This is a genomic window from Pseudomonas sp. UBA5568, assembly GCF_002425525.1.
In the GTDB taxonomy this organism is placed as follows: Bacteria; Pseudomonadota; Gammaproteobacteria; order Pseudomonadales; family Pseudomonadaceae; genus Aquipseudomonas; species Aquipseudomonas fulva.
In genome coordinates, this window is the sequence record NZ_DIMK01000014.1 from 12,064 (window position 1) to 28,472 (window position 16,409).

14 protein-coding genes and 2 pseudogenes are annotated in these 16,409 nt (G+C 60.1%); 5 read left to right on the top strand and 11 right to left on the bottom strand.

What is annotated here, in order from left to right:
* The first annotated feature begins 1 nt into the window (after position 1).
* Positions 2–1,294 (top strand): OprD family porin, encoded by a 1,293-nt coding sequence (locus tag B2S33_RS03865; protein ID WP_027916152.1) that lies wholly within the window; start codon positions 2–4, stop codon positions 1,292–1,294.
* A gap of 188 nt (positions 1,295–1,482) precedes the next feature.
* Entirely contained in the window at positions 1,483–3,699 is a 2,217-nt protein-coding gene (locus B2S33_RS03870; RefSeq protein WP_104926323.1) for a TonB-dependent siderophore receptor, read from the top strand.
* Between the two features lie 116 nt (positions 3,700–3,815).
* Here the strand turns inward: B2S33_RS03870 and B2S33_RS03875 are convergent, their stop codons facing one another.
* The 4 genes and pseudogenes from B2S33_RS03875 to B2S33_RS03885 all read right to left on the bottom strand — a co-directional run bounded on the left by B2S33_RS03875 (position 3,816) and on the right by B2S33_RS03885 (position 6,782).
* Positions 3,816–4,343: a ProQ/FinO family protein gene (locus B2S33_RS03875; RefSeq protein WP_027916150.1), complete on the bottom strand. Its 528-nt coding sequence runs from the start codon at positions 4,341–4,343 to the stop codon at positions 3,816–3,818.
* A gap of 220 nt (positions 4,344–4,563) precedes the next feature.
* Positions 4,564–5,565, bottom strand: a pseudogene (locus tag B2S33_RS21535) (methyl-accepting chemotaxis protein); the annotation flags it as partial.
* A gap of 93 nt (positions 5,566–5,658) precedes the next feature.
* A pseudogene (locus B2S33_RS21540) lies at positions 5,659–6,189 on the bottom strand (MCP four helix bundle domain-containing protein); the annotation flags it as partial.
* A gap of 407 nt (positions 6,190–6,596) precedes the next feature.
* Positions 6,597–6,782: a hypothetical protein gene (locus B2S33_RS03885; RefSeq protein ID WP_027916148.1), complete on the bottom strand. Its 186-nt coding sequence runs from the start codon at positions 6,780–6,782 to the stop codon at positions 6,597–6,599.
* Positions 6,783–6,993: 211 nt separating this feature from the next.
* Between B2S33_RS03885 and B2S33_RS03890 the strand changes: the two genes are divergently transcribed.
* Positions 6,994–7,347: an SH3 domain-containing protein gene (locus tag B2S33_RS03890; RefSeq protein ID WP_027916147.1), complete on the top strand. Its 354-nt coding sequence runs from the start codon at positions 6,994–6,996 to the stop codon at positions 7,345–7,347.
* 657 nt (positions 7,348–8,004) lie between these two features.
* On the opposite strand, the gene B2S33_RS03895 is transcribed toward B2S33_RS03890, so the two are convergent.
* The 3 genes from B2S33_RS03895 to B2S33_RS03905 form a co-directional block, all read right to left on the bottom strand.
* Entirely contained in the window at positions 8,005–9,426 is a 1,422-nt protein-coding gene (locus B2S33_RS03895) for a GGDEF domain-containing protein (RefSeq protein ID WP_027916146.1), read from the bottom strand.
* 119 nt (positions 9,427–9,545) lie between these two features.
* The gene (locus B2S33_RS03900) at positions 9,546–11,375 is read right to left on the bottom strand and encodes an SLC13 family permease (RefSeq protein ID WP_049695783.1); all 1,830 of its coding nucleotides are present in this window, start codon (positions 11,373–11,375) and stop codon (positions 9,546–9,548) included.
* 158 nt (positions 11,376–11,533) lie between these two features.
* Complete coding sequence (locus B2S33_RS03905) at positions 11,534–11,821, bottom strand: RcnB family protein (RefSeq protein WP_027916144.1); 288 nt, start codon at positions 11,819–11,821, stop codon at positions 11,534–11,536.
* 117 nt (positions 11,822–11,938) lie between these two features.
* Here B2S33_RS03905 and B2S33_RS03910 point away from each other — a divergent pair, with 117 nt between their 5' ends.
* Together B2S33_RS03910 and B2S33_RS03915 are read left to right on the top strand one after the other, a co-directional pair.
* A complete protein-coding gene (locus B2S33_RS03910; protein WP_023535507.1) occupies positions 11,939–12,289 on the top strand; it encodes a hypothetical protein in 351 nt (116 codons plus the stop codon).
* A gap of 104 nt (positions 12,290–12,393) precedes the next feature.
* The gene (locus B2S33_RS03915) at positions 12,394–13,215 is read left to right on the top strand and encodes a class I SAM-dependent methyltransferase (RefSeq protein ID WP_027916143.1); all 822 of its coding nucleotides are present in this window, start codon (positions 12,394–12,396) and stop codon (positions 13,213–13,215) included.
* Here B2S33_RS03915 and B2S33_RS03920 read toward each other — a convergent pair whose 3' ends face one another.
* The 4 genes from B2S33_RS03920 to B2S33_RS03935 all read right to left on the bottom strand — a co-directional run bounded on the left by B2S33_RS03920 (position 13,216) and on the right by B2S33_RS03935 (position 16,372).
* Positions 13,216–13,983 carry an SDR family oxidoreductase gene (locus tag B2S33_RS03920; protein WP_059183849.1) on the bottom strand — a complete coding sequence of 256 codons (768 nt, stop codon included), beginning with the start codon at positions 13,981–13,983 and terminating at the stop codon, positions 13,216–13,218. It abuts the gene before it with no gap.
* Positions 13,984–14,020: 37 nt separating this feature from the next.
* Positions 14,021–15,088, bottom strand: coding sequence for a phosphotransferase family protein (locus tag B2S33_RS03925; protein WP_027916141.1), 1,068 nt, complete (start codon positions 15,086–15,088; stop codon positions 14,021–14,023).
* Positions 15,089–15,287: 199 nt separating this feature from the next.
* Positions 15,288–15,605, bottom strand: a complete 318-nt coding sequence (locus B2S33_RS03930; RefSeq protein WP_027916140.1) for an SCP2 sterol-binding domain-containing protein — start codon at positions 15,603–15,605, stop codon at positions 15,288–15,290.
* 56 nt (positions 15,606–15,661) lie between these two features.
* Positions 15,662–16,372: a histidine phosphatase family protein gene (locus tag B2S33_RS03935; RefSeq protein ID WP_027916139.1), complete on the bottom strand. Its 711-nt coding sequence runs from the start codon at positions 16,370–16,372 to the stop codon at positions 15,662–15,664.
* Positions 16,373–16,409: the final 37 nt, after the last annotated feature.

The window sequence follows — 16,409 nt, forward strand, 5'->3', positions numbered from 1 at the left end:
CATGCACGCTTGCACTGCACCGCGTTTTTTCCCGAAGGCACGCCTGGCTAGCGGCTGCATCGCAGCCGCGCTGTGTACCGAGGCACCGGCTGAAGAGGTCGGTTTCATCGAAGGCGCCCGTGCGACCCTCCAGGCTCGCAATTATTTCTTCAGCCGCGACTACGCCGATATCAAAGGAGCAAGCACCCAATCGCGTACTCAGGAGTGGGCGCAGGGCTTCATCCTCAACGCCAGCTCAGGTTATAGCCAGGGCATCATTGGTGCCGGGGTCGATGTGATCGGCCTGTTGGGTTTCAAACTCGACAGCAGCCCCGAACATGCACGCTCAGGCCTACTGCCAAGCCTTGACAGCGGCACGTCCGCCGACCATTACAGCCGCGTGGGCGCGGCGCTCAAGTTCAAGGTTTCCCAAACCGAATTGAAGGTGGGGGAATTAATGCCCAATCTGCCTGTGTTGCTGTTCAGCGACCTGCGCCTGCTGCCACCGACTTATCAGGGCGCAATGCTGGAGTCACATGAGTTTGCTGGGCTGACGCTCAGTGCCGGCCAATTTCGCTCCACCAGCCTGCGCGACTCGTCCAACAGTCAGAAAATGTATGCGCTGGTCAACGACCCCATCAACCCCGCGCGGCTGGCCCGCTTTACCAGTGACCGCTTCAATTACCTGGGCGCCGACTATGCCTTCAACGACAACCGCTCCAGCGTGGGGGTATGGCAGGCGCAGCTGCAGGACATCTACCAGCAGCGATTCTACAGCCTCAAGCACGCCGAGCCCCTAGGTGACTGGACCTTGGGTGTGAATGCCGGCTATTTCCAGGCCCGCGAGGATGGGCGCAAGCTTGCCGGCAACTATGACAACCATGCGCTGTTCAGCCTGTTCTCGGCGAAAACGGGCGGGCATACGTTTTACGTGGGCTACCAGCAGATAGGCGGGGAGGACGGTTTCATCCAAGTGGGCGCCAACACCAACCCGATGGGTAATACCCTGCCGACCTACGAGTTCTCGGCGCCTGGGGAGCGTTCCTGGCAGGTGCGGCATGACTACAACTTTGCGGCATGGGGGATCCCCGGGCTGACCTCGACATTGCGTTACGTACAAGGCCGGGAGGTCAAAACCGGGCTGGGCTTTGAAGGGCGTGATCGGGAGCGGGATCTGGACCTGGCCTACGTGGTGCAAAGTGGGCCGCTGGAGGGGCTCGGCGTGCGCGTGCGCAATGTGATGGCTCGCTCCAATTACCGAACAGATATCGACGAGAACCGCGTGGTGCTCAGCTATACCATGAAGCTGTTCTAGAGGTTGTAGCGGACACCATCAGGCGAGCACGACGAACGGCCACCTCAGACGTGCACCTGGCCGGCTAAAAGCGACCAGGTGTACAACCCCGCTCAGCTGTAGCGGTTTATGCGATTAATTATCATATGAGGATGATTATGATGTAGATTTGCGCGCACGGATTTTCACGCGCAAGGAGTCAGCTCGCAATGCCCCCGTCCATTTCCCATCCCACTACCTTCACCCTCGGCCTGTACGCTTGCTTAATCTGCCCGCCATCCTTTGCCGATACCCAGGCAAGCCAAGACGGCCCCGTGCTGGAGCTGGGCTCAACCGATGTGATTGCTACCGGCCTTGGCAGCGTCACTGAACGCAGTGGCTCCTACACCACCGGTAGCATGAGCGCAGCCACCCGGTTGAATCTCTCGATCAAGGAGACACCCCAATCGGTCTCGGTCATATCCCGCCAGCAGCTGGACGACTTCCAGCTCAACAGCCTGTCCGAGGCCATGGCTCACGTCACGGGAGTTACGGTGCAACGCAATGACTCGGAGCGACCGAGCTACTATTCGCGTGGTTACGCCATCAACAACTTCCAGATCGATGGCATGCTCAACACGTTCTCGGGGCTCAAGTCCGACTCCGACACCATCATCTACGATCGAATCGAAGTCGTGCGTGGGGCCACAGGCTTGACCACAGGTGCAGGCGATCCCTCGGGCACCATCGCAATGGTTCGCAAGCGCCCTACGCACGCGTTGGCGGTAAAGAGTGGTGTAAGTGGTGGCAGTTTCGACAATTACTACAGCTACCTGGACGTGGGTGGCCCGCTGGGCTGGGACGGCCGTCTGCGCGGACGCACCGTGCTGGCGTACCGCGACAACAAGTCGTTCATGGACAAGTATGCCACCCAGCGTGAAGTGGCCTACGGCGTGCTTGAAGCCGACCTGACCCCAAGCACCGTGCTGGCGGTGGGGTATGACTATCAGAACAAGCATGTGCAAGGGTCATCCTGGGGCACGGTACCGTTCTGGAACGCCGACGGCAGCAAAGCCAACTTGCCCCGTTCCACCAACCTCAGTGCGCCCTGGTCTTCCTGGCCACTCAAAGACCAGACGGTATTCGCCACCCTCGACCAGTATCTGGCCAACGACTGGGTCATGAAGGTGGCGTATACCCACCGGCAAAGCGACAGCGACGGAAAGGTCTACTATGGGGGCAATGGCTTCCCCGAAGCCGACCGTAGCGGCATGCAGGCCTGGTACTCGCACTTCGGGGGCTCCGAGCAGATGGACGCGTTGGACTTCAACCTCGCGGGCCCTTTCCAGTTGTTCGGCCGCAGCCATGATTTCATGATCGGTTACGGCGAGTCGCGACGGCGCGACAGTGAACCCCACCGCCTTGATCTGCCTGTACCCGACGGTTTCGAGACGATTGCCGATTGGAAGTACATGGGGGCCACCCCTACGTTCTATGACCTCGAAACCGGGCTGGACAGTTCGCGCTCCAGTATTCGTCAGAAGGCCGGCTACATTGCAACACGTCTGAACCCCACGGATCGCCTGCACATCGTGATTGGCAGCCGCTACGGCAGTTGGCAGACGCAACAGCGGGAGTGGGATTACGGTGATGCCCTGCAAGTCACCGATCAGTCCACTACCAAGCAGGTCCAGAATGATCAGTGGACGCCCTATGCCGGCGTACTCTTCGATCTGACCGACCAGTTCACCGCCTATGTCAGTTACACCGATATCTTCAACCCGCAAACCGTGAGAGACGTCAACAAGCAGTACCTGGAGCCCATCGTAGGCAAGGTTTATGAGGTGGGGCTCAAGGGCAGCCTGTTCGCTGACCGCCTGAACCTGAGCACGGCAGTGTTTCGCAGCAAGCAGGACAACGTGGCGGAACAAGACGACTCAGTGCCGCCCAATGGCAACGAAGTATTCTACAAAAGCGGTGGCAAAGGCGTGGTTGTCGAAGGTTTCGAGGCTGAAGTCGCAGGCGAGGTGATGACCGGGTGGCAGATGAGCCTGGGCTACAGCTATACGCATGCTGCCACGGCCGAGAAAAAGCGAAAGAACACCGAACAACCCTTGAACCTGGTGCGCTTGTCCAGCACCTATGCCCTAACACCAGCATTGACCGTAGGGGCAAGCCTGGACTGGCAGAGCGACAATTTCAGGCTGGCGAACCGACCGGTAGGGCGCGACGGTGATCGTATCATCACGGCCAAGGACGAGATCGGCCAGAAGGCATTTTCGGTGGTTGGACTGATGGCGCGCTACCGGATCGATGAGCACCTGACTGCTTCTGTCAACGTCAAGAACCTGTTCGACGAGCATTACTACAACAACGTCGGCTTCTACAACGGCGTGTACCACGGTGAGCCACGTACGATGATGGTCAGCCTGGATTGGAGGCTCTGAGGCGATGACCAGGTTGCGCTGTACACTCGGCCAGTCGGCGGCCATGTGATAGCCCGCAGCGCCCATCACCCTCGCGCTTGGCGAACGGGCGATGGGCGCTTGCTCAGACCAAGCCTTTACTCAGCGGCCTGTTCCACTGCCGGCTCGTCTGCAGCCTCGCCCTGTGCTGCAGGCGCAGCGGTCTGTGCCTTGGCTTGCGCCCGCTTGCGGCGTTCCTGATTACGCTGCTGGGCCGCCTGACGCTTGGCATGGATCGCCTGGGCGGCGGTCACCACGCCTGCCGGCTCACCGTTAAGGTCCAGGCGCGGGGCGTTTTCCACCATGCTGGTCCAGTAGCGGTTGCCCCGGCACCAGGTGGAAATGCCCAGCTTCAGTTGCTCACGGGTAATGCCCAGCAGCTCCAGGTGTTGCTCGGCATCCTTGAAGATGCCCTCCTTGAGCGGCACTTTCGGCGCAGGGTTGACAGGGAAGGCCAACGGGAAGTGCTTCTGCAGCGGCCAGATGGCGGCCACTGCCGGGTCCAGTTCACGCGGCTTGGTCTTCTGCGGGGGCTTGCGCTTGGCCGGCGCTGGGGCGCTTGCCTGTTGCTGCTCTTTTTCAGCCCGCAGGCGATCCCGTAGCGCTGCCAGTTGTTCAAAGCTCATCGTTCAATTCACTGCTTCAAGGTTGATTGCGTGGTGCAAGGATATGCGATGCAGCCCCGGTGAGCAGCCCAAAAGGCACAAATCGTCGCTTTTTTTACAGAAACCCACGACGGTCTTGCTCCAGGGCAGCGGTATTTGCGTCACACAATGGCGCGAATCCTTGCCCCAGGGGCACGGTGCAAGCTTTCCCGACAGGCCGCTGCCCCTCTGTCATCCAGCCCTAGACCTTGAACTTGGCGACCATCGCGTTCAGGTCCACAGCCAGGCGTGACAACTCCTGGGCGGCGGCGCTGGTCTGGTTCGCGCCGGCCGAGGTCTGCATCGCCAGGTCCCTGATGTTCACCAGGTTTCGATCCACTTCGCGGGCCACCTGGGCCTGCTCTTCGGAGGCGCTGGCGATCACCAGGTTGCGTTGGTTGATGGACGAAATGGCTTCGGCAATCGTGTTCAGTGCCTGGCCTGCGGATTGGGCGATTTCCAGGGTGCCTGACGCCCGCCCTTTGCTGGCGTGCATGGCCCCGACTGCAGACTCGGTGCCCGACTGAATGCCTGTGATCATGCCTTCGATCTCGGCTGTCGATTGCTGGGTTCGGTGCGCCAGCGCCCTGACTTCGTCGGCGACCACGGCAAAACCACGGCCGGCTTCACCGGCGCGCGCAGCCTCGATGGCAGCGTTGAGCGCAAGCAGGTTGGTCTGGCCTGCGATCGAGCCGATGACATCCAGTACCCGGCTGATCTCGTTGGCGCTGGTGGCCAGCTGTTCGATTTCCTGGGAAGTGGTCGTGACATCGCCGACGAGCTGACCAATGGATTGCAGCGCATCATTGACCCGCTGCTGGCCCTCACGGGTGGTCTGGTCTGCACCTTTGGAGGCATCGGCGGTGTTGACGGCATTGCTGGCCACTTCCTCAACCGCTGCGGTCATTTGGTTCACGGCCGTGGCGGCTTGGTCGATTTCGGCGCTTTGCTGATGCAGGCCGCGGCTGGTGTCTTCGGTGACCGTGAACAGCTCTTCGGATGCCGAGGCGAGCTGGTCGGAGGCGGCTGCGATGCCGGCAATCGTCTCGCGCAAGCTGTCTTTCATTCTGGACAAGGCGTGCAGCAACAGCGCGGGTTCGTCGCTACCCGTCACCGTGATGACCTGGTTGAGCTCACCCGAGGCCACCCGCTCGGCAACGGCCACCGCTTCGCTCAAAGGCCGCACGATACTGCGGGTCAGCATGATGGCCAGCGCAATCATCAGTACGATGATGCCCACGATAGTCGCCGTGATAATCGAGAAGGACTGATCATAGGCGTCCGTACTGATCTGGGAGGCGTTGGTTGCGCCGTTGGAATTGTACTGGGTCAGCTCGATCAGCGACTTCATCATTGCGTCGGCATAGTTGGCCAGTTCACCGTTGACCAGGCGGGTCGCTTCTGCAATGTCGTTCCTGCGTACAGCGTCAAGAATTGCGTCCTGCAACCTATGGTAGGTCTCGCTTCTGGCCAGAAATGCGTCGTACAGGGCCCGGTCTCGTTCTTCTGTCGCTGTTGCCTTGTACGTTTTGATTTGTTCCTGGTAGTGCTTGGAGATGTCCGCGATCTTGTCCAGTGTCGCGGCCCTGGCGCTGGGGCTTTCTTCCAGAACGCTGCGCAAGGTCAGTGCTCGGGCGCGGCCCAGGTTCATGCTGACCTCGTCCAGCAGCATGATTGACGGTAACCATTCGGTGCGCACTTCGTCAGTGGCCTTGTCCATCGTGTGCATGCGGTACAACGATGCCAGCCCCAGGATCAGTACGAGGAGGGCGACCAGCGTAAAGATGACAGCCGCGCGTGTGCCAATTTTCAAGTTCCGAAAATACATGTGTAGCTCCTTGGTGTAGCAATGCTTGCTAGGCTAAGCAAGTCCAGCAGGGTGACCGTGGTAATAAGGCTGCAGCCCTCTCGTTGAAACAGCTATCGGCACCTTGAGCAATAAACTTTAAGAATAAACATAAGCAGTTTACGAACGGCGTAGTTCGCCGTTGGATCGCTCAATTGCCATGGTTTTCAGCACACCGCGAGCCTGTTCTTATGGTCATTGTGCAGGGTTATTTAGGTAACAATTTATTTCGTATTGATCTGGATCAAGAAAATGCTGATTGGATCGGCCGCAGGTCTTTGAATCGTTCGTCAACATAGGCCTGTTTGAAGGCGCGCGAGTATCGAATGTCAGCTGTGAGCCTTGGAAACAGGCAGCCCCGCCCCTCGTAAGGGCCGAGGCCGCTGGGGCTATTGCAGTGTGTCAGGCTTAAACGCCGCCGGCAGTTGTGCCAGCGTGGTTTCGATTCGCGCTATCGATACCGCCAATGCGCTGGCCTCATCGTACTTGCCTTCGCCTTTGAGCTTGTCTCGCTCGCGGCGCAGGTTCAACAGGGTTTTTTGAAGTCTCAACGCCGGCTCATTGTAGTCGTCCATAGAGTTCTCTTAACGATAGCGTCCTTGCTGTTGTAGGAAAGGCTGACCGTAACAGGTCAGTTCCACCTCATAAACTGATCTTTCATACAGCGAGAACGAAGTCTAAGGAAACCTCCTACATCGCGGGATACATATTCCTACAAAGAGGCTGCGAGGCAGCAACTTCTGCAGCTTCTGCTAGGCTCGAAGGTTTCCGGCCAAGGAGAGGCCTGTGCATTTCATCGTGATCGAGCGGCATCGCAGTGCCTACCGACGCCCTCTGCGTTTCGCTCAAGGCACGCTGCTGGAAGTGGGGCCGCGTTTTGAGAGTGAGCCGGGCATGCAGGACTGGTACCTGTGCAGTTGCACGGGCCAGGAGCCAGGCTGGGTGCCGGAGCAGCTTATCGAGCGCCTGGACTTCAATCAGGGTAGGGCGTTGGATCACTATTGCGCCCACGAGCTGGATGTGGAACCAGGCCAGTTGGTTGAGCGGTTGCGCCTGCTCAACGGCTGGCTATGGTGTCGTCGTCATGGTGATGGGGAGCTGGGGTGGTTACCTGTCGGCAAGCTCCAGCAACTGATGTGAAGGTAAACGACCCCGCGCTACGGTGGACGGCTACGTGGGGCGCCCATTCCTGATCTGATCTGCTTTTTTTCTACAAACCTGAATCTGTAACCATATCAGTGAAGAACGGAAAATAACGTCATTCCGTATCACACTGTCGAGGTTTCAATGAGCAAGCTGGCGCTGTTCCTGGGTGGTTTCCTGCTGTTGACCATCATGATCGGGCTGCTGGGGACCATTCCTCCCAGTTGATGGCATGACCATTTCCCTTTTCAGCCCGCCGGGTTTCCAGTGCCCAGGCGGGCTTGTCGTTTGCGCCGCATTCCAGCGCTATCCCCAGTCAGTCTTCAGGCTCGGCGTTAGCACAGCCGCCGATCTGTCCGGCGCATCTGTTCAATGGTCGAAGTGGGATAAGTCGTTCTCCAGGCTGGGAAATCTGTCCACAGAAAAAGTGGGTAGGTCTGTGGATAACGTGCTGTAACCCAAGCCCCCGGCGGGCTCCGTTAAATTGAGCAGAAATTGAGCAACATTTCGTCTGGCTTTTGGACTGCCTAATCGAGCGGAGCCGTCACACATTCTCTTTGCCCAAACCGCCTTATCAACTGGCTTGATGGACCGGCGATGATCTCGAGTTGCCGGGTGAAGCTGCTTGACTTCAGTGAGCGCGCAGCAGAAGCCTCAGATGGCTCGACGCTGCGGCTCAGCTTGCTCCACGCGATTGCGTCCCTTCGCCTTGGCCAGGTAAAGCGCCTTGTCGGCGCTGGCCAGTAGTGTGGTCAGGTCTGGCGTCGGCATGCCTTCGTCGCAGCCTGCCAGACCGATACTGACGGTGATCTGCAAGCGCTGGCCGGCTTGCTCCACCTGAAGGTCCTGAACGGCACGGCGCAGGCGCTCGGCCGTAAATTGCGCCCTGTCCGGTGCAAGCCCTGGCACGATGATCACGAACTCCTCGCCACCCATGCGCGCGAATACTTCGCCGCTGTGCAGCTGTTCCTGCAACGCATCGGCGAACTGGCGCAGCACCTGGTCGCCAACGGCGTGCCCGTGGGCATCGTTGATGGACTTGAAGTGATCGATATCCAGCATCATCAGCGTCAGTGGCAGGAATTGCTGATGCTGACGACTCTCCAGCAGCGCGTTTGCACGTCGAGTAAAAGCGCTGCGGCTCAAAGTGCCCGTAAGGTGGTCGGTGGTGGCCTGGTGCGCCAAACGCGCAAGCAGGCTGCGATTGGCCTGGGTCACGCAGGCCACTACCAGCGGCCCCAGTACCAGCATGGCGATGCCCAGGCGCGCCGACATCAGCGCCGTTACACCCGACTCGCTCTGCGGCACGCTGAAGTGCATGAGGCTCTGGGCAACGGCAACGATCAACGTGCTACCGGCTGTCAGCGTCAACAACGAAACCAGGAAGGGCGAGTACGTCCAAGCACACCACAAAAGGGCTGCGATCGGAAACGCGATGGCGCCGGGGCCGCCGAACGCGATGCTGAACGCCAGCGACACCAGCATGACCATCAGGGGCGCAAGGCGAATCCTTTGGCTCCCACCACGCAGCAAGGTACGCGCGGCCGGTGCGGTGAGCATCACCGGCAGCACCAGTACTGCGGTGGAAAACTGCTCGCTGAACCACGCCAGCCACGTGCTGCGCAGGGACTGTTCGAACCAGGGGGCAGCCATCACCGAGGCCAGGCTCGCAGCCACCGAGGCCCCGGCTGCACATGCGCCAAACACACTCAGCACCCCGTGGGGCGTGCGCATGCGCCGATGCAGGCGCGGCAAGCGCGATAGCAATTGCCAAACGGTGACCACGACGCCCATGTTGCACAGGTTGAACCACAGCGCCGGCCCCAGGGCACTCGCACAGAGCAGGTCCGCGCCAACCATGGCCAACCACATCAACACGAAGCCAGCCACAGTTGCCTGGCGTGGATAGCGCAGCAACACGCCTGCCAGTACGGCATTGACTGGCCAGAACAAGGACAGGGATTCGATCGGGCGAGCCAGAATGCCGCCAATGGTAAGCGCGAAGGTCAGGCTGAACAGTGCGGCGTAGGGCAACAAGCGCGATTGGGCTGGAAAAACCATGGGCTCGACCGGCAAGCGGAAACGATATCCAGGACGACCGCTGAACGCACCTGGGGCAATTGCGCATCAGTGTGTTGTTCCGGCTAGTTGATGTCAATCTGCCCAGCTCGAAGCTTTTGCGTATGCCGCCTACTTCACAGCCCGAAGAACCACGGCACCATGACCACCGTGACCCCCATCACCAATAGCGTGAACGGCACCCCTATCTTCACGAAGTCCGCAAATCGGTATTGTCCAGGGCCAAGCACCAGCGTGTTCACCGGCGAAGACACCGGCGTCATGAAGGCCGCCGAGGCCGCCAGCGCCACTGTCATCGCAAAGGGGTAGGGCGACATGCCCAGCTGCGTTGCGGTCGAGATGGCAACCGGTGCCATCAGCACTGCGGTTGCAGTGTTGGAGATAAACAGCCCGATCACTGCCGTGACCGCGAACAGGCAGGCCAGCATGGCGCTGGGCCCGGCGTCGCCCAGCACATTCACCAGCGCCCCGACGGCCAAGTCTATGCCACCGGTTTTCTGCAAGGCTTGGGCAAATGGCAACATGCCTACGATCAGTATCAGGCTTTGCCAATGGATCGAACGGTAGGCGCTGTTCATGTCGATACAACGGCCTGCGCCCATCAACAGGCAACCAATGAACGCTGCCATGACATTGGGCACCGCGCCGCTGACCATCAGGCCAACCATCACCGCGAGGCTCAACAACGCCTGGGGCGCGCGCCGGCGAGCAGGTGCCACCAGGTCGATCTCGGCCGGCAAGCTCAACACCAGAAAATCGCGCGGTTTGCCTTGTAGCTGGCGTACCGCCTTCCACGGCCCGACCACCAGCAGGGTGTCGCCCAGGCGCAGCTTTTCTTCGACCAACTGGTCTTGCACGGCCGCCTGCTCCCGGCGCAAGCCCACCACGTTGAGGTCGTAGCGTGAGCGAAAGCCCAGCTCGAGGATGCTCTTGCCGATCAGTTGCGAGCCCGGTGGCAGGGACACCTCGGCCATGCCTACCTCCTGCGATTGGTCGATGAAGTAGGCGGCCTTGAAGTGCAAGGGTTCCAGTTGCATGGTCTGGCACAGGCTGCGCAAATCGTCGCGGCTGGCAAACAGATCCAGCAGCAGTACATCACCCTGGTGCAGCACGGTATTGGAATCAGGCGAAATGACGCGTGTGGTGAACTTGTGTTGACGTTCGATGCCGATGACATTGGCCCCGTGGCGGGTACGCAGCTCCAGCTCGCCCAGGGTATGGCCGATCAGCGGTGATTGGGGGCGAATGCGCAAGCGACGCTCACGACCATTGAGTTTGTAGTCCAGAACCAGGTCCAGCAGGGTCCGCCGGGTTTCGACACGTCCATCCTTGCGCACCTCGCCATTGAGCCAGTGTCGGGTCAGAAGCATGTAGCCCACACCCAGCACCAGTACCACCAAGCCAAAGGGCGTGAAGCTGAAGAACGAGAAGCCTTGTTCACCATGGCGTACCAGTTCGCTGTGCACCACCACGTTGGGCGGGGTCGCCACCAGGCTGAGCATGCCACTGATCAGGCCGGCAAAACTCAGCGGCATCATCAGGCGGCTGGGCGAGAGTTTCAAACGCGCGGCAATACTCAACACGACCGGTATGAAGATGGCCACTACTCCCGTGGAGCTCATGACCGAGCCCAGGCCGGCCACCGCGACCATCAGCAGTACCAACAGTCGGGCCTCGCTGTTGCCCGCCCGTTCGCTCATCCACTCACCGATGCGATAGGCGATACCAGTGCGCACCAGCCCTTCACCGATGACGAACAGCGCAGCGATCAGCACGACGTTCGGGTCGCTGAAACCTGCGAGCGCCTGTTCGATCGTCAGCACGCCCGACAATGGCAATGCCACGATCACCAGCAGCGCCACGACATCCATGCGTGGACGGTTGATGATGAACAGCACGACGACAATGGCAAGCAGGGCCAGCACCCATGTCAGCTCTAGATTCATCGGGAAAGGTGTTCCTTCACACAGGGCACATGAACGATAGCCGGTAGTGTGCCACCTGAGCGTGAACGAGGTGTTGATGTATTGCAGTGTTTATCGGGGAGGAACGACGCGGGTGCTCGGGCGGGTGTCAGGTACCTGGCACCCGCCCGAGCAATGGATCATTTGGTGCGGATGGCCAGGACCACGCCATTGGTCGTTTGTACGAGGACGTAACGATCGCCCATGCTTACCCAATGGCTTTCCTTCTCCGGTGCCGGCAGGCCTTTGGCTTTCCAGTCCTTGATGGCCTCATTGTCGCGCTTGTATTGATCCGGGGCTTTGTCGCCTTCTTTCAGTTCACGGTTGTGGGTGGCCGAATTCTGCACGCTATCGTCGGTAGACGTCGCTGCAGTGGCGACCATGGGCAGGCAGGGCAGGGCAGCGAGGAGCAGGTAGTGCAGTTTCATGGCGGTTTCCTTGTTGCGTGGTGTTTGTGCTAAGACAGCGAAAGTCGCGCCACAATTCACTCTCGTGCATGCCAGTGCTAGAGTCGCCTCCTTCTTAAATGATTTCGAGGATGGACCATGCGTGTGATTCTGCCCGTGGCCGCAGCCGTGCTGCTGGTCGGTTGTGCTTCTGCGACCATGGATGCGGCCCGTAGCGGCCAACCCACTACGCACATGAATTCGCGCAAGGCGCCTGAACGCGTTGCCCAGTGCATCCAGTACGGGTGGCAGGAAGAGCGTGTGTTCGGCCAGGACGCCAGCGGCTACCTGGAGCCGCGCAAGCAAGGTGGCTTTACCGTCTATACCCGCGAGGCCGAAACGTTCGTCGATGTCTACCCGCAGGACGGCGGTGCGCGTGTCGATTACTACACCCAGAACGACAACGGCGTCTCGTTGCAGCGCCGGGCGGCGGCTGCAACCTGTCTTTGACGGGCAAGGGGCGAGCCAGGGCTTTACACTTTTTAGCATCCGAACGCTGTCAGGTGTGTGGCATCGGCCGCTAGCATGCCCCATTACCCATCAAGGATGTCGCCGTGAACCCTTCATCACAGCTGAACCAAGCCAATTGGGACGAGCGCGCACCGCTGCACGCAGCCTCGCAGGACTACCAGTTCGATCAGTACGTCCAACGCCCTGCGCACCTTTCACAGACTGTTCAGTTCGACCTGCCGATGCTGGGCAATATCGAGGGGCAAAGGGCGGTGCACCTGCAATGTCACATCGGCACCGACACGCTTTCGCTTGCCCGGCTGGGCGCCGATGTGTGCGGCCTGGACTTCTCCCCGGCCTCCCTGGCGCAGGCCCGGCGCCTGGCAACCCTGTGCGCTACGCCCATCGACTACCATCAGGCCGATGTGTACGCCGCAGCCCAGGTGTTACCGGCAGGCACGTTCGATCTGGTCTATACCGGCATCGGCGCCCTGTGTTGGCTGCCGCGCATTGCGCCGTGGGCACACACCGTGGCAGCCCTGCTCAAACCCGGTGGCCGGCTTTTCTTGCGCGAGGGGCACCCCATGCTGTGGGCGGTCAATGAAGGCCATCAGGACCGCCTGCAGCTCGACTATCCGTATTTCGAATGCGAGCAGCCAACCGTATGGCAGAGCGACGAGACCTATGTGGCCACCTCGCAGCGATTGGCCAACACCCAGACCCACGAGTGGAACCACGGGTTGGGCGAGCTGATCACCGCGTTGATGGCCAACGGGTTGCAGCTGACAGCGCTGGTAGAACACCAAAGCGTGCCGTGGGAGGCACTGCCGGGGCAAATGGACAAGGGCCCGGACGGGGAGTGGCGGTTGCGCGAGCAACCCGCTCGCCTGCCGCTGAGTTATACCCTGACAGCCGTCAAAACCTGATCAGGACAGGTAGCCACCGTCGACGTTGAGCGCCGCCCCGGTTGTATAACTGGAGGCGTCGCTTGCCAGGTACAGCACAGCCCCGGCCATTTCCTTGGGGTCTGCCACGCGCTTGAGCGGGATCTGCTGTAGCGCGGTATTGAGGATAGCCTCGTTCTTGACCAATGCCGATGCAAACTTGGTGTCGGTCAGGCCCGGCAACAAGGCGTTGCAGCGAATCCCGAACTGCGCACACTCCTTGGCAAACACCTTGGTCATGTTGATCACTGCCGCCTTGGTCACCGAGTAGATGCCCTGGAACAGGCCAGGCGATACGCCATTGATCGACGCCACGTTGATGATGCTGCCGGCGCCATGTTCGCGCATCAGCTTGCCTGCTTCCACCGACATGAAGAAATAGCCGCGAATGTTCACATCCACGGTTTTCTGGAACGCCGCTGGATCTGTGTCCAGCACATTGCAGAACTGTGGGTTGGTCGCGGCATTGTTCACCAGGATGTCCAGCCGCCCGAACTGCTCGCGTATGCCGGCGAATACCTGCTGGATCTGCTCCAGCTCGCCGATGTGGCACGCCACTGCCGTGGCCTTGCCGCCGCCCGCGATGATGGCATCGGCCACGTGTTGGCAGCCCTCGAGTTTGCGACTGGAGACGATCACATGTGCGCCTTGCTGCGCCAGCACATGTGCAATCGCCTCGCCAATGCCTCGGCTGGCCCCGGAAACAAAGGCGATCTTGCCCTGAAGGTCGAACAGGTGGGTCTGCGGCATGCTGCTGGTCCCTTGTGGTCGTAAGGTGCGTTGGTGATCAGAGGCTCGACTTGGCAATGACCTGCAAGGTCATCTGCTCCAGCAGCCGGTTCATGTGAATGAACTGGGCGAAGCGCTTGTCCTGGGTCTGGCCGTGAAAATAACGGAAGTAGATCTGCTGGACGATGCCGGCCAGACGGAACAGGCCGTAACAGTAGTAGAAATCGAAGTTGTCCAGGTCGATGCCTGCACGCTCGGCGTAATAGTCCACGAACTGGCGCCGGGTAAGCATGCCCGCAGCGTTGCTCGGCTGGCGGCGCATCAGTTGTACTGGCGCCGGGTCGTCTGCCTGAATCCAGTACGCCAGGCTGTTGCCCAGGTCCATCAAAGGATCGCCCAGCGTGGCCATTTCCCAGTCCAGTACGCCAATGATGCACATCGGGTTGTCGGCATCCAGGATGACATTGTCGAACCGATAGTCGTTATGCACGATGGCAGGTGTGGCGTGATCGGCAGGCATCTTCTCACGCAACCAGGTCTTGACCTGCTCCCAGCGCGGGGCGTCGGGGGTCATGGCCTTGTCGTAACGGCTGGCCCATCCTTCTATCTGGCGCTGCACGTAACCGTCGGGCTTACCCAGGTCGCTCAAGCCGCAGGCGTTGTAGTCCACACGGTGCAAGTCCACCAAGCGGTCGATGAAGCTTTTGCACAAGGCCGTTGTGCGTGCAGCGTCAAGGTTCAGTGCCGCGGGAATGTCCGAGCGCAGGATGATCCCTTTGACGCGCTCCATGACGTAGAACTCACTGCCGATCAGGCGGGTATCGGTGCAGTACGCATAAGCCTTGGGACAGTAGGGGAACCCATTGTTGAGCTGGTTGAGAATGCGAAACTCACGGCCCATGTCGTGCGCCGACTTGGCTTTCTGCCCGAACGGCGGTCGGCGCAAGACCAATTCTCGATCGGTGTATTTGACCAGGTAAGTGAGGTTGGACGCGCCACCCGGGAACTGGCTGACGGCGGGCGCGCCGGCCAGGCCGTCAATGTGCGCCTTGAGATAGCCGTCGATGGCTGCCAGGTCAAGCTCTTCGCCGGAACGTACTTGCGTAGACTCGTCGGTGAGCGTCATGGGTTTTCCTTATTCTCGATCACGCGGACTATTTTGCAATCTAATGCTTGCGCTTGGTTGGGACAAGCGTCCCAGGTCGCCATTGGCCGGGGTGTTGCTGGTCGATCAATGCCCTTGATGCTTGCCGTGCCGACAAACGCCGGACCAAAAAAAACCGAAGCCTTGTGGGCTTCGGTTCAGGGTCATCCAGGGATGCTGCTCAGGACGGGAACAGTTCGCTGAGCTTCATCGACAGCATCATGTCGCCTTCCACGCGCAGCTTGCCACCCATGAAGGCCTGCATGCCGTCGGTTTCGCCGCTGACGATGCCCTTGAGCGTTTCGCTGTCCATCACCAACGTGCAGTTGGCGTCCGGGTTCTCGCCTTCCTGCAGTTGGCAGGTGCCGTCCTTGACGATCAGGGCGTAGTGCTTGTCTTCATCGGTAATGTTGAAGCCGAATACCAGGTCCAGGCCTTGGGCAGCGGATGGGTTGAATTTCTCTTGCATCTTTTTGACGGCATCAGCTACGGAGGTCATGGCGCATTCCTTATAGAGTGATTTTCACGTCCCCGCAGGGACACAACAGGCCGGGCTCACCGATAGGTGATGAGCGCCGGCGTCCTCAACAGTTGCACATGGGCTTGACTGTTGAAAGAAGCCAATGCCACGTCGCGGCCTTTGAACTTCAATTGGCTCAGCGACGTGTTGATTATCTGCCAGTTCAAGGCAAATGCCTGATCCGGGGTAATACCTGAAACCAGGTGCAGCAAGGCGGCAATGGTGCCACCGGAGGTGAAAATGGCAATGTTGTCGCCATTGCCTGCGTTGTCGAGCACGCGGTTCAGCCCTTCGCGCACGCGGGCAGTGAACGCTTCCCAGGTTTCCAGTTCGTCGCTGCCATGGGTGCCTGCGTGCCAGCGCTGCACCATGAGTGCGAACAGGCGCTGAAATTCGCTGCGGTGATGCGTGACGTTGCTCAGGATTTCTGGCGCGTTGGGCTCGTCTATCGACAAGCCAGGCAACAGCGCGCGAATCACCCCATCGGCGTCGAACTCATTGAATGCAGCGTCGGTCTCAACAGCCGGCACGGCGTTGCCACTGGCCTGCATCGCTTGAAGGGCCAGGCGGGCAGTGTCTTGCTGGCGGCGCAGATCGCCCGCCACACACCGCTCCAGCCGTATCCCTAGCTGGGCAAGGTGCTCACCTAGCGCCTGGCTCTGGCGCACGCCAACGGGTGACAGCACGTCGTAGTCCTGTGCGCCGAAGGAGGCTTGGCCATGTCGAATCAGGTAGAGGTTGCCCACGAACGCTTCCGCTGTTGAAGGTTGCTGCCGAGGTTAG